Annotated in this window: 10 protein-coding genes and 1 riboswitch; all 10 genes read left to right on the top strand. The window is 68.4% G+C overall.

The features are described 5' to 3' along the window. The first annotated feature begins 28 nt into the window (after positions 1-28). The 10 genes from OCQ_RS12780 (at position 29) to OCQ_RS12735 (ending at position 12,825) form a co-directional block, all read left to right on the top strand. Positions 29-328 carry a PE family protein gene (locus OCQ_RS12780; protein WP_008257045.1) on the top strand — a complete coding sequence of 100 codons (300 nt, stop codon included), beginning with the start codon at positions 29-31 and terminating at the stop codon, positions 326-328. Between the two features lie 318 nt (positions 329-646). Further along, entirely contained in the window at positions 647-943 is a 297-nt protein-coding gene (locus OCQ_RS12775) for a WXG100 family type VII secretion target (protein ID WP_003874404.1), read from the top strand. A gap of 41 nt (positions 944-984) precedes the next feature. Beyond that, complete coding sequence (locus OCQ_RS12770; RefSeq protein ID WP_008254256.1) at positions 985-1,269, top strand: WXG100 family type VII secretion target; 285 nt, start codon at positions 985-987, stop codon at positions 1,267-1,269. A gap of 107 nt (positions 1,270-1,376) precedes the next feature. Then, a complete protein-coding gene (locus OCQ_RS12765) occupies positions 1,377-2,279 on the top strand; it encodes an ESX secretion-associated protein EspG (RefSeq protein WP_008257042.1) in 903 nt (300 codons plus the stop codon). A gap of 267 nt (positions 2,280-2,546) precedes the next feature. Then, positions 2,547-4,058 carry a type VII secretion integral membrane protein EccD gene (gene eccD, locus OCQ_RS12760; RefSeq protein ID WP_008257040.1) on the top strand — a complete coding sequence of 504 codons (1,512 nt, stop codon included), beginning with the start codon at positions 2,547-2,549 and terminating at the stop codon, positions 4,056-4,058. Continuing rightward, positions 4,036-5,859: a type VII secretion-associated serine protease mycosin gene (locus tag OCQ_RS12755; protein ID WP_014384776.1), complete on the top strand. Its 1,824-nt coding sequence runs from the start codon at positions 4,036-4,038 to the stop codon at positions 5,857-5,859. The genes eccD and OCQ_RS12755 overlap by 23 nt, the downstream gene beginning before the upstream one ends. 19 nt (positions 5,860-5,878) lie before the next feature. Next, a complete protein-coding gene (gene eccE / locus OCQ_RS12750) occupies positions 5,879-7,078 on the top strand; it encodes a type VII secretion protein EccE (protein WP_014384775.1) in 1,200 nt (399 codons plus the stop codon). Further along, on the top strand, positions 7,075-8,904 hold the full coding sequence (eccA5, locus tag OCQ_RS12745) for a type VII secretion system ESX-5 AAA family ATPase EccA5 (RefSeq protein WP_041784980.1): 1,830 nt from the start codon (positions 7,075-7,077) through the stop codon (positions 8,902-8,904). Before eccE ends, eccA5 begins: the two co-directional genes overlap by 4 nt. Before the next feature lie 84 nt (positions 8,905-8,988). Then, a riboswitch (M-box (ykoK) riboswitch) is annotated at positions 8,989-9,163 on the top strand. A 437-nt stretch (positions 9,164-9,600) separates the two neighbouring features. Beyond that, complete coding sequence (locus OCQ_RS12740; protein ID WP_014384772.1) at positions 9,601-10,770, top strand: PPE family protein; 1,170 nt, start codon at positions 9,601-9,603, stop codon at positions 10,768-10,770. Between the two features lie 798 nt (positions 10,771-11,568). Continuing rightward, complete coding sequence (locus OCQ_RS12735; protein WP_407937427.1) at positions 11,569-12,825, top strand: PPE family protein; 1,257 nt, start codon at positions 11,569-11,571, stop codon at positions 12,823-12,825. Positions 12,826-12,842: the final 17 nt, after the last annotated feature.

Below are 12,842 nucleotides of genomic sequence, written 5' to 3'. Positions count from 1 at the left end.
CGGGGAATGAACTAGGAGGGAAACAAATATGTCGTTCGTGACCACACAGCCGGAGGCTTTGGCCGCGGCGGCCGGGAATCTGCAGGCTATCGGGTCGACCTTGAGCGCCCAGAACGCAGCCGCTGCAGCCCCAACGACGGGGGTGGTACCCGCCGCTGCCGACGAGGTGTCGGCCCTGACCGCGGCTCAGTTCGCCGCGCACGCGCAGATGTACCAGGCGGTGAGCGCCCAGGCCCAGGCCATTCACGAGGCGTTCGTCAACACCCTGTCCACCAGCTCCGGTTCGTACGCTGCGACCGAGGCAGCCAACGCGGCCGCCGCCGGCTGATTCGTATCGGCGGTTCGGGCTTGGGGCAGATTGTCACCGACGTGGGTTCCAACGTAGCCGCCCATCGGGGGCCGAGCGCGGGGCCGCAGGAACGGTCCCGCGCAGCATCCCCCACAGCAACACGCACTCCGTCAACTCAAACGCCGCGGTTCGGGTCTGACGTCCGTCTCACCGTGACAACGCCCGGTGGCCGCCGGCTGACGGAAAGGGGGGGTTATTTCTATCTGTTCGGCACGGCGGTTGCGTAATCCGTAAACGATCCGGCCACCGTCTTAAAGCACATCACCCATTCATTACCTAAATAAGGAGACAGCCGACATGGCAACACGTTTCATGACCGACCCGCACGAGATGCGGGCGATGGCGGGCCGTTTCGAGGTCCACGCCCAGACCGTCGAGGACGAGGCTCGCAAGATGTGGGCGTCGTCGATGAACATCGCGGGCGCGGGCTGGAGCGGCCAGGCGCAGGCGACGTCGTATGACACCATGGGCCAGGTCAACCAGGCCTTCCGCAACATCGTCAACATGCTCCACGGGGTGCGCGACGGGCTGATCCGCGACGCGAACAACTACGAGCAGCAAGAGCAGGCCTCGCAGCAGATCCTCAGCAGCTAGCCCAGAACTGCTGCTGCCCAACACTTTTAAGGAGCCATGTAATGAGCATTAACTACCAGTTCGGCGACGTAGACGCCCACGGCGCCCTGATCCGCGCCCAGGCCGCGTCCTTGGAGGCCGAGCACCAGGCCATCATTCGCGATGTGCTTGCTGCCGGCGACTTTTGGGGCGGTGCCGGTTCGGTCGCGTGCCAGGAGTTCATCACCCAGTTGGGTCGCAACTTCCAGGTGATCTACGAGCAGGCCAACTCCCACGGGCAGAAGGTTCAGTCCGCGGGCAACAACATGGCCAGCACCGACAGCGCCGTCGGGTCCAGCTGGGCCTGACGCCTCGACCACAGGCGCGGCAGCACACCACCCGTCGGTGTGCTGCCGCGTCCTGCGGTTACCGTGCAGTGTGAGCTTGACCTACCCAGGGACCAGTTGAGGATTTGATGGACCAACAGAGCACCCGCACCGACATCACCGTCAACGTCGACGGCTTCTGGATGCTCCAGGCGCTGCTGGACATTCGCCACGTCGCCCCGGAGTTGCGGTGCCGGCCCTACGTTTCCACCGACTCGAACGACTGGCTCAACGAGCATCCCGGAATGGCGGTGATGCGCGAGCAGGGCATCGTCGAGAACGACGAGGTCAACGAGCACGTGGCCGCCCGGATGAAGGTGCTCGCCGCGCCCGACCTCGAGGTCGTCGCGCTGCTGTCGCGGGGCAAGCTGGCTTACGGCGTCCTCGACGACGAGAACCAGCCCCCGGGCTCGCGCGACATCCCCGACAACGAGTTTCGGGTGGTCCTGGCGCGTCGCGGCCAGCACTGGGTGTCGGCGGTTCGGGTCGGCGGCGAGATCACCGTCGACGACGTCGCCGTCGCGGACAGCGCCTCGATCGCGTCGCTGGTGATCGACGCGCTGGAGTCCATCCACCACGCCGAGCCCGCCGCGATCAACGCGGTCAACGTGCCGCTGGAGGAGATGCTGGAAGCGACGAAGTCCTGGCAGGAGTCGGGTTTCAACGTGTTCTCCGGCGGAGATTTGCGCCGGATGGGCATCAGCGCCGCCACCGTCGCCGCGCTGGGCCAGGCGTTGTCGGACCCCGCCGCCGAGGTCGCGGTGTACGCCCGCCAGTACCAGGACGACGCCAAGGGGCCCAGCGCGTCCGTGCTGTCGCTGAAAGACGGCTCCGGCGGCCGCATCGCGCTCTACCAGCAAGCCCGGACCGCGGGTTCGGGGGAGGCGTGGCTCGCCATCTGCCCGGCAACCCCGCAGCTGGTGCAGGTCGGCGTCAAAACCGTGCTCGACACCCTTCCCTACGGCGAGTGGAAAACTCACAGCAGGGTGTGACCTTCGCGCGAAACACAGATTTCATCAATGTGGTCGCACTCAACATGCGGTTGAGCTGCGAACACGGCATACTTCTGTCAAGGCATCAGCAAACTGAAAACCGGTGTCAACCACAACTCTTAATCGCAAGGCGAGGCAGATGGAATTCCAATTAGTAGGAATGCGCTGCGCGGGGGATCGCAGCACCTCGGCGAGAACACCGGCGCCGGCCGGCACGCGAACGGCGGCACGGTCTCACACATTCATCACGGTAGGGAGTGCAAGGCGATGACTGCGGTCGTTGAAGTACCACAGCCTGATGTAGAGGGCATCTCACAGCCCCAGGCGGTCGTCGTCGGCGTGATGGCCGGCACGGGCGTCCAGATCGGCGTCCTGCTGGACGCGAACGCCCCCGTCTCGGTGATGACCGACCCGTTGCTGAAGGTCGTCAACAGTCGGCTCCGCGAGCTCGGCGAGGCCCCGCTGGAGGCCACCGGCCGCGGCCGGTGGGCATTGTGCCTGGTGGACGGCTCGCCGCTGCGGGCGACCCAATCGCTGAGCGAGCAGGACGTCTACGACGGCGACCGGTTGTGGATCCGGTTCATCCCGGACACCGAGCACCGCTCGCAGGTCATCGAGCACATCTCCACCGCGGTCGCGGCGAACCTCAGCAAGCGCTTCGCCGCCATCGACCCGGTGGTTGCCGTGCAGGTCGGTGCGTCGATGGTGGCCATCGGGGTGACGGCCGCGACCGGTCTGCTGGGCTGGTGGCGCTGGCACCACAACTCGTGGCTGCCGACCGTCTACGCGGGCGTGATCGGCGCGCTGATGCTGGGCGTTTCGCTGTTGCTGTTGATGCGGGCCACCACCCTGCAGGAGCGGCGCGTCGCCGACACCATGCTGTTGAGCAGCCTCGCGCCGGTGTCGGTGGCAGCGGCGGCCGCGCCGCCCGGCGGTGTGGGGTCGCCCCACGCGGTGTTGGGCTTCGGCGTGCTCACCATCGCCGCGATCCTCGCGCTGCGTTTCACCGGGCGTCGGCTGTCGATCTACACCGCGATCGTCACCGTCAGCTCGATCGCGGCGGTGGCCGCGTTGGCGCGGATGGTGGCCATGACCAGCGCCGTGACGCTGCTGACCTGCGTCGTGCTGGTGTCGGTTCTGATCTACCAGAGCGCACCGGCGATCTCACGACGGCTGGCCGGCATCCGCCTGCCCGTCTTCCCGTCGGCCACCAGCCGATGGGTGTTCGAGGCCCGGCCCGACCTGCCCACCACCGTGGTGCGCAACGACGGAGGCCCCCCCGTTCTGGAGGGACCCGCCTCGGTCCGCGACGTCCTGACGCAGGCCGAACGCGCCCGCTCCTTCCTGTCGGGTTTGCTGATCGGGCTCGGCGTGCTGATGGTCGTCTCGCTGACCGCCCTGTCGGACCCGCACACCGGGCAGCGCTGGCTGCCGGTCCTGCTGGCGGGCTTCAGCGCGGGATTCCTGTTGCTGCGCGGCCGCTCGTACGTCGACCGCTGGCAGGCGATCACCCTGGCCGGAACCGGCGTGCTGATCGTCGGTGCCGTCGTGGTGCGGTACGCGCTCGTGTTGCAGTCTTCGCTTGCGGTCTCGATCTGCGCGGCGATTCTGGTTCTGGTGCCGGCGGCGGGGCTGACGTCCGCGGCCGTGGTGCCGAACACGGTCTACAGCCCGCTATTCCGCAAATTCGTGGAATGGATTGAATACCTCTGCCTGATGCCGATTTTCCCGCTGGCATTGTGGTTGATGAATGTCTATGCAGCAATCCGCTATCGCTGACCGCAAAGTGTGGCGTGGCCGCGCGACCGCCGCGACCGTCGCCGCCGCCCTGCTCGCCTCGGGCGCGTTGGCGAATCTGCCGCCCGCCTATGCGATTTCGCCTCCGACGATCGACGCGGCGGCGGTGCCGCCGGACGGCCCACCCGGGCCGGGCGCGCCCATGAAGCAGAACTCGTACTGCACCGAGGTGGGCGTGCTGCCCGGGACCGACTTTCGGCTGCAGCCCAAATACATGGACATGCTGAACCTGCAAGAGGCGTGGCAGTTCGGTCGCGGCGCCGGCCAGAAGGTGGCCGTCATCGACACCGGCGTCACGCCGCATCCGCGGTTTCCGCACCTGATCCCGGGTGGCGACTACATCATGTCCGGCGACGGGCTGTCCGACTGCGACGCGCACGGCACCCTCGTGGCGTCGATGATCGGCGCGGCGCCGGCCAACGGCGCCGGGGTACCGCCGGCGGCACCGCGCAAGCCGGTCACCATTCCGACCACGGAGCCGCCGCCGAAAGCGCCGCCGCCGCAGACGGTGACCCTGTCGCCGCTGCCCCAGACCGTGACGATGGTGCCCCCGCCGCCCCAGGAGCAGCCTGCTCCAGGCCCCTTCGGGGCGCCCCCGCCGCCACCGGCGCCGCCGCAGCCCGGCGGACCGCCCCCCGGGCCGTCGCAAGGCGGGCAGGCCCCGGCGGGCAACCACGGAACCGGCACGGTGACCATCCCCGGCTACTCCGGTGGCGGGCACGTGGTCACGGTCGACAATCCGCGCCCGCTCGACCCGCCGCCGCCGGCACCGCCGCCACCCGTACCCACCAAGGGCGGACCGGACGCATTCAGCGGGATCGCGCCGGACGTCGACATCATCGCGATCCGGCAGTCCAGCCAGGCCTTCGGCCTCAAGGACGCCTACACCGGCGATGAGGATCCGCAGACGTCGGCGAAGATCGACAACGTCCAGACGATGGCGCGGGCGATCGTGCACGCCGCCAACATGGGTGCGTCGGTCATCAACATCTCCGACGTGACATGCATGAGCGCGCGCAACGTCATCGACCAGCGCTCGCTGGGCGCCGCGGTCCGCTACGCGGCGGTCGACAAGAACGTCGTCATCGTGGCCGCGGCCGGCGACACCAGCAAAAAGGACTGCAAGCAGAACCCGCCTCATGATCCGTTGCAGCCCAACGATCCTCGCAACTGGAATGCCGTCACCACCGTCGTGACGCCGTCCTGGTTCAGCGACTACGTCCTGACCGTCGGCGCCGTCGACGAAGAAGGGCGCCCGCTGAGCCAGGGCAATCAGGGCCAGGCGTCGACGAGCGTGGCCGGGCCGTGGGTGGGCATCGCCGCGCCCGGGACGGACGTCGTCGGGCTGTCGCCGCGGGACGACGGGCTCATCAACGCGATCGACGGACCGGACAACACGCTGCTGGTTCCGTCCGGCACCAGCTTCTCCGCGGCGATCGTGTCGGGGGTGGCGGCGCTGGTGCGCGCCAAATTCCCGCAGCTGTCGGCGTATCAGGTCATCAACCGGCTGACGCGCACCGCCCGCGCGCCCGCGCGCGGGGTGGACAACCAGGTCGGGCACGGGGTCGTCGACCCGGTCGCGGCGCTGACCTGGGACGTGCCCGACGGTCCGGTGAAGCCGCCGCAGCAGCTGTCGGCGCCGCTGACCGTTCCGAAACCCGCCCCGCCGCGGGATATGGTGCCAGTATGGGTTGCCGCCGGAGGATTGTTCGTGGCGCTGCTCATCGGCGGCGGGGTGTTCGGCACGGCGATGCTGATGAAGCGATCACGGAAACAGCAATAGGGGCGGAGCAGCAGCACTCATGAAGGCACAGCGCAGGTTCGGGTTGTCTTTGTCGTGGTCGCGGCTGACCACGGTGTTCCTGGTCGACGTCGTGATCATGGCGGTGGCCAGCCACTGCCCGGAGTCCTGGCAGGGCACCTACCGCATCGCGTTCTGGGTGGGGGTGGGTCTGGCCGTGCTGGTCGCGCTGCTGTCGCTGGTCACCTACCACGGCCTGACGGTGACGTCGGGGATTGCGACCTGGCTGTGGGATTGGTCCGCCGACCCGGGCTCCGCGCTGGCCGCCGGCTGCACCCCGGCCATCGATCACCAACGCAGATTCGGCCGCGACAAGGTCGGCGTGCGCGAGTACCAGGGCCAGCTCGTCACGGTGATCGCCGTCAACGGCGGCGAGGACGACCCGGCGTCGCGCCACCGCCACCGGTCGTCCCGGCCCACCTTGCTGGTGCAGGCCGTCGCCTCGGGGCTGCGCCAGTTCGACATCCACCTCGACGACATCGACATCGTGTCGGTGAAGGTGCGCCGCGGCGGGAATGCCGCCGAGTTGTCCAAGCTCGACGACTGGGGCCCCGAGGAATGGGAGGTGGCGAACGATAAGCCCACCTCCTACGTGCGCAGGACCTGGCTGGTGCTGCGGATGAACCCGCAGCGCAACGTGGCCGCCGTGGCGGCCCGCGATTCGCTGGCGTCGACCCTGGTGGCGGCCACCGAACGGCTCGCCCAAGATCTCGACGGCCTGACCTGTGCGGCAAGGCCGTTGACCGCCGAGGAACTCGCCGAAGTCGACCGCGCGGTGCTCGCCGACCTGGAGCCGACGTGGAGCCGTCCGGGATGGCGCCGCCTCAAGCACTTCAACGGGTTCGTGACGAGCCTGTGGCTGACGCCGTCGGACATCACCACCGACAAGCTCGAGGAGCTTTGGGAGGACGACACTTTCGCCACCGTGCTGACCATCCGGCTCACGTCTCGCGGCGGCCGTCCGCAGGTGTCGGCGTGGGTGCGTTATCACACCGAGAAGCGGCTGCGCCGAAACGTGTCGTCGGGGCTGAACCGCCTCACCGGTCGTCAGCTGGCCGCGGTGCGGGCCAGCCTGCCCGCCCCGACGGCCCGCCCGCTGCTATCCGTGCCGAGCCGTCCGTTGCGCGCCGACGACGATGAGCTCTCGCTGTCCGTCGACCAGCTGCGAGGGAGCTCGGCGGGCGTACCTGTAGCGCAATGACGAGGCCCCAATCAACCGCCGAAGGCGCCCGTAACGCGATGGTCGCCGGCCTGTTGGCGTCGGGCGTGTCGGTCAACGGGCTGCAACCCAGCCACAACCCACAGGTCGCGTCGCAGATGTTCACCACGGCGACCAACCTGGACCCGTCGATGTGCGACGCCTGGCTGGCGCGGATGCTGGCGGGGGAGCAGAGCCTCGACGTGCTCGCCGGTGCCTGGTCGTCGATCCGGACGTTCGGGTGGGAGACCCGCCGCCTCGGGGTCACCGAGTTGCAGTTCCGCCCGGAGGTCTCCGACGGGCTGTTCCTGCGGCTGGCGGTGACCAGCGTGGAGTCGCTGGCGTGCGCTTACGCGGCAGTGCTTGCCGAGGCCAAACACTATGCGGAAGCGGCGAAGCTGCTCGACGGCGTCGAACCCCGCCAGGCCTTCGACGAGGAGCTGGTCAGCTACGTGCGCGGCGTGCTGTACTTCCGCACCGGGCGGTGGCCGGACGTGCTCAACCAATTCTCCGAGGGCAAGGGGTGGCGTCAGCCCGAGCTGAAGGCCGCGGGGGCGGCGATGGCCACCACCGCCCTGGCCTCGCTCGGCGTGTTCGAAGAGGCGTTGCGCCGCGGCCAGGACGCCATCGAAGGCGACCGGGTACCGGGCGCGGCCAACATCACGCTGTACACGCAGGGCATGTGCCTGCGCCACCTGGGCCGCGAGGACGAGGCCGTCGAGCTGCTGCGGCGCGTCTATTCGCGTGATCCCAAGTTCACCCCCGCGCGCGAAGCGCTGGACAACCCGAACTATCGCCTGATCCTGACCGACCCCGAGACGATCGAGGCCCGCACCGACCCGTGGGACCCCGACAGCGCGCCCACCCGCGCTGAGGCGGAGGCCGCCCGTCACGCCGAGGAGGCCGCGAAGTACCTGGCCGAGGGCGATGCCGAGCTCAACGCCATGCTGGGCATGGAGCGGGCCAAGCGGGAGATCAAGCTGATCAAGTCGACGACGAAGGTGAACCTGGCGCGCGCCAAGATGGGCCTGCCGGTGCCGGTGACCTCGCGCCACACCTTGCTGCTCGGTCCGCCAGGAACCGGAAAGACCTCGGTGGCAAGGGCTTTCAGCAAGCAGCTGTGTGGGTTGACGGTGCTGCGCAAACCGGTGGTGGTCGAGACCAGCCGCACCAAGCTGCTGGGTCGGTACATGGCCGACGCGGAGAAGAACACCGAGGAGATGCTCGAGGGCGCCCTGGGCGGCGCGGTGTTCTTCGACGAGATGCACACCCTGCACGAAAAGGGCTACCAGCAGGGCGACCCCTACGGCAACGCGATCATCAACACTTTGCTGCTGTACATGGAGAACCACCGCGACGAGCTGGTCGTCTTCGGGGCCGGCTACGCCAAGGCCATGGACAAGATGCTCGAAGTGAATCAGGGTCTGCGGCGGCGCTTTTCGACGGTGATCGAGTTCTTCAGCTACACCCCGGACGAACTGGTCGCGCTGACCCGGTTGATGGGCCAGGAAAACGAAGACGTCATCACCGATGAATCGGCGCAGGCCCTCCTGCCGTCCTACACCAAGTTCTATCTCGACGAAACATATTCGGAAGACGGCGATCTCATCCGCGGCATCGACACGCTGGGCAATGCCGGTTTCGTGCGCAACGTGGTGGAAAAGGCCCGCGATCACCGCAGTTTCCGCCTGGACGACGAGGACCTGGATGCGGTCCTGGCCAGCGACGTGACCGAATTCAGCGAGCGCCAACTGCTGCGGTTCAAGGAGCTGACCCGCGAGGATCTCGCCGAGGGCCTGAACGCGGCGGTCGCCGAGAAGGCGAACTAACCGGCCAGGCGGCTACGCGCTGGTACGCGGTTGTGTTGCACGTCAATTTGACTCGGCGTAGCCCGAGTGCCATCATGGCCTGTGCAAGCACCTCGCTAGGTGAGGCGTCTGCACGGACATAGGCCACTGACCTCGAACGTCGAGAGACGCCCAGGGTCAGGACAGCTCCTCCCGGATTAAGGGTTGAGCCCAAGTGGCTTCCGGCTCTGGTGACCGGATACGCCGTGTGGTGCCGAAGCTCTGACGAGAGGGGTGCGCGCCCAACGATTCTCGCGTTGGGCGCCTATCCCCGCGTGCAACGTATGGCATCCCCGTATGCCCTGGCCGCGAGGAGGTGAGAGCGGAATGAGTCCCGGTGATAGTCCGTATCCCAGATCGATGACCATTTCGTTGCGATCCGACCCCGGCCACGTTTCGTAGCCTGAATCGGCTCCTTCCACATATTCTCGCGCACGCCAACGCATTACGCGTGCGTGCGCGAGTGTGCGCGGAATTAGCCTGATTCGGGCGAACCACGGCTGAGTTCGGTCTCTGCTGTGAGGAGAACTCCGATGTCGTTTCCCATGTCGCGTTGCCACGCGGTGACTGAGTTATCAGCGCTGGCCCCAACCCAATTCAGCGTCGACGCCACGCGCCGCACCTCGAGGGCGCGGGCGCTGGCCGACACGATCGCGACCGGCTAGGGGAGGGCCCGAAATGTTCGTGGACTTCGCAACGCTCCCACCCGAAATCAACTCCGCGCGTATGTATGCCGGGCCTGGGTCGGGCCCGATGCTGGTTGCCGCGTCGGCGTGGAACGGGTTGGCCGCGGAATTGCGTTCGGCCGCACTGTCGTACGGGTCGGCGCTCTCTTCGCTGACCAGCGAGGAATGGCACGGCCCGGCATCGGCGGCGATGGTCGCGGCCGCGACGCCGTACGTGGCGTGGATGAGCACGACCGCCACCCAAGCCGAGCAGGCCGCGACCCAGGCCGAGGCCGCCGCCGCGGCCTACGAGGCCGCGTTCGCGGCCACCGTGCCACCGCCGGCGATCGCGGCCAACCGCGCGCAGCTGGCGACGCTGATCGCCACCAACGTGCTGGGCCAGAACACGCCCGCCATCGCGGCCACCGAGGCGCAGTACGGCGAGATGTGGGCCCAGGACGCGGCAACCATGTACGGCTACGCCGGCTCCTCGGCCGCCGCCACCCGCCTGCCCATGTTCACCGATCCCACGCAAACCACCAGCCAGGACGGCCAAGCCCGCCAGGCCGCCGCGGTCGCCCAGGCGACCGGCACCTCCGCGGGAAACCAGCAGGCGACCGTGTCGCAGCTGAACACCGCCGTGCCCAACGCGCTGCAGACCCTGTCGTCGCCGACGGAATCGTCGACCGGATCGACGTCGGGCCTGTCGTCGATCCTGGACCCGAACAGCAATTTCTGGAACACGATCACGTCGACCGGCGCGCTCGACCCGGCGCAGGTGGTGCAGACCGTGACGAGTTCGACGCTGATCGGCGCCAGCACCGGCGCCCTCAACGACCTGGCGAGCGGCGCGCCGGTGGCGACCGGCATCGGAACAAGCGCCCAGTCACTGTCGGGGTTGGCGGGCGTAGGCAATGCCGGCGCGTCGGTCTCGGCGGGACTGGGCCGCGCGTCCCTGGTCGGCCCGCTGTCGGTGCCGCCGAGCTGGGCCCCGCCCGCTCCGGTCGCCAGCCCGTTGCCGTCGGCGCTGGGCGGCACCCCGATGGTGGCCCCGCCCCCGGCGATGGCGGCCGGCATGCCCGGCATGCCGTTCAGCCCCATGGGCAACCACGGACTCGGACGCGCCGTCCCGCAGTACGGATTCCGGCCGAACTTCGTGGTGCGCCCGCCCGCCGCCGGGTAGGTCTCCGGCACGAGCGCCCTTGGCTTTGGCCGAAAACCGTTACCGCCCGGATCTTTACAACGGCACATGGAAAAATTCGCGGTGCCGACCGCAGCGCCGCGGTGCGTCGAGAGGTCTGTGTCACACCCGAAAGCCGCTGCGCCCTACGGGAATTCGTCCCACAGGAAATTGTCAGTGGCCCACCAGCGGCACGGCAGGCTGGCCGCGTCTAGTGGTATGAACAGACCGTACGACACAGCGTGACCACACCCGCCAGTTCGGCGATGACGACGCCGTCGGCTCGAACTGGGGCTTAATCGCATTTCGCGAAAATGGCGCGGAATCGCGCCTTTGGCGATTCCGAAAGCGAAAACTCATCGTCGATAAAGAAAGTTTTTCGGCGGTCGCGTCGCGTCTCAATGCGGACACCATCGAAGCAATACGTCAGCACGCCCAACCTGCCCGACGGGCGCATACCGGGTGATTTGCGCCACTAATCGAAAGGATCTCATGCGCCGTTCTCACACCGGTCCCGAAGGCCGCGACATCGATGTTTTACACGGCTTTACCTGGCGGGAACGCCGCCTGAATACCAACGGTGCAATATCTTCATTGCGATAGCAGCGTGGCTTGACTACTCATTCGTCCGCCTTTTATGGCGCCGGTTTGCAGCTAGGAGAGTAGGGCTTGCTGTCTTCCAACCCACGGAATGTGCGCCCGCATTCGAAGGCTTGTTTCGTGAATTCCCTTCCAGGCGCGAATTTGTCGAGCCCGCGATGCCGCGCTCGGCGTGGCCGAGACTCGAGGAGGTCCTGAATGCTGGACTTCGGCGCGTACCCGCCGGAATACAACTCGGGCCGAATGTATGTCGGCGCGGGATCGGGCCCGCTGCTGGCCGCCGCCGCGGCCTGGGACGAGCTGGCCGCGGAATTGCAGACGACGGGGGCGTCGTACAGCTCGACCATCGAGACGCTCGCGACGGGCCCCTGGACGGGCCCCTCGTCGTTGGCGATGGCGGCCGCTGCCGCCCCGTACGTCGCCTGGATGCACGCCACCGGGGCGCAGGCCGAGGAGGCCGGCGCGCGGGCCAAGCTCGCCGCCGGCGCCTACGAGGCGGCGTTCGCGGCCACCGTGCCGCCGCCGGTGATCGCGGCCAACCGCGCCCTGCTCGCCACGCTGGTCGCCACCAACATCCTGGGCCAGAACACCCCGGCGATCGCCGCCACCGAGGCCCACTACATGGAGATGTGGGCGCAGGACGCCGCCGCCATGTACGGCTATGCGGCATCCTCGGCGAGCGCGTCGGCGCTGACCCCGTTCGCACCGCCCCCGCGCACCACCAACGATTCGGCCGGGCCCGCCCAAGCCGCCGCGGTCGCCCAGAGTGGCGGGCAGTCCGGCTCCGACACCGTCACCCAGCTGTCGCAGCTGAGCGGCACGCTGCAGCCTGCGGCGCAATCCGTGGCGAACGCCGGCTCGTCGGGAACGTCGTCCGCCGAACTGACGACGCCCAGTTTCATCACCAACTGGAACGAGTTCTGGTCGGTGGTGACCGGGGTGTACTCGCCGCAGTCGTGGACCACCATCCCCGGCGGCCCGTTCCTGTCGTTCGGCCAGGCGTACGCCTGGGGACAGAACGGGCAGGGTGCGGCCGCCTATCTGGCTGGCCCGAAAGCCATCTCGGGCGCGTTGGCCCCGCTCACCAGTGGCGCCAACGCCGTCAAGCCCATGCTCAGCTCCGCGATCGGGGCGGGGCAGGTCTCGGGGTCGATGGGCAAAGCCGCTCTGGTCGGCGGCATGTCGGTCCCGCAGGGCTGGACGGAAGCCGCCCCGGCGATACGGACGCTCGCCCAGGGGTTGCCGACGAACTTGGCGGCGGCGCCGGCCGCGTTGGCCGGCGAGGAGGGCGTGTTCAGCCAGATGGCCCTGTCGAGCTTGGCCGGACGCGCCGTGGCGGCCGCCGCAACCCGTCCGGTCGGCGGCGCCGCGACGGCGATGGGAGCGCTGGGCGGTGTTGCCGCGGAAGCCGATCCGGCCGCAGCCACCATCATCGTGATCCCCTGCATCGAGGAATGACCGCGATGACCAAACCG

Origin of the sequence: Mycobacterium paraintracellulare, from assembly GCF_000276825.1 — a bacterium.
Taxonomy (GTDB): Bacteria; Actinomycetota; Actinomycetes; order Mycobacteriales; family Mycobacteriaceae; genus Mycobacterium; species Mycobacterium intracellulare.
The sequence above is the reverse complement of the archived record's forward strand: the minus strand, read 5'-3'. Positions and strand labels throughout refer to the sequence as shown.

Excerpts from the sequence above, each read along its gene's own strand:
- OCQ_RS12765 (WP_008257042.1), top strand. The coding sequence starts at position 1,377 with ATGGACCAACAGAGCACCCGCACCGACATCACCGTCAACGTCGACGGC.
- eccD (WP_008257040.1), top strand. The coding sequence starts at position 2,547 with ATGACTGCGGTCGTTGAAGTACCACAGCCTGATGTAGAGGGCATCTCA.
- OCQ_RS12775 (WP_003874404.1), top strand. The coding sequence starts at position 647 with ATGGCAACACGTTTCATGACCGACCCGCACGAGATGCGGGCGATGGCG.
- OCQ_RS12755 (WP_014384776.1), top strand. The coding sequence starts at position 4,036 with ATGCAGCAATCCGCTATCGCTGACCGCAAAGTGTGGCGTGGCCGCGCG.
- OCQ_RS12780 (WP_008257045.1), top strand. The coding sequence starts at position 29 with ATGTCGTTCGTGACCACACAGCCGGAGGCTTTGGCCGCGGCGGCCGGG.
- OCQ_RS12740 (WP_014384772.1), top strand. The coding sequence starts at position 9,601 with ATGTTCGTGGACTTCGCAACGCTCCCACCCGAAATCAACTCCGCGCGT.
- OCQ_RS12770 (WP_008254256.1), top strand. The coding sequence starts at position 985 with ATGAGCATTAACTACCAGTTCGGCGACGTAGACGCCCACGGCGCCCTG.
- eccA5 (WP_041784980.1), top strand. The coding sequence starts at position 7,075 with ATGACGAGGCCCCAATCAACCGCCGAAGGCGCCCGTAACGCGATGGTC.
- eccE (WP_014384775.1), top strand. The coding sequence starts at position 5,879 with ATGAAGGCACAGCGCAGGTTCGGGTTGTCTTTGTCGTGGTCGCGGCTG.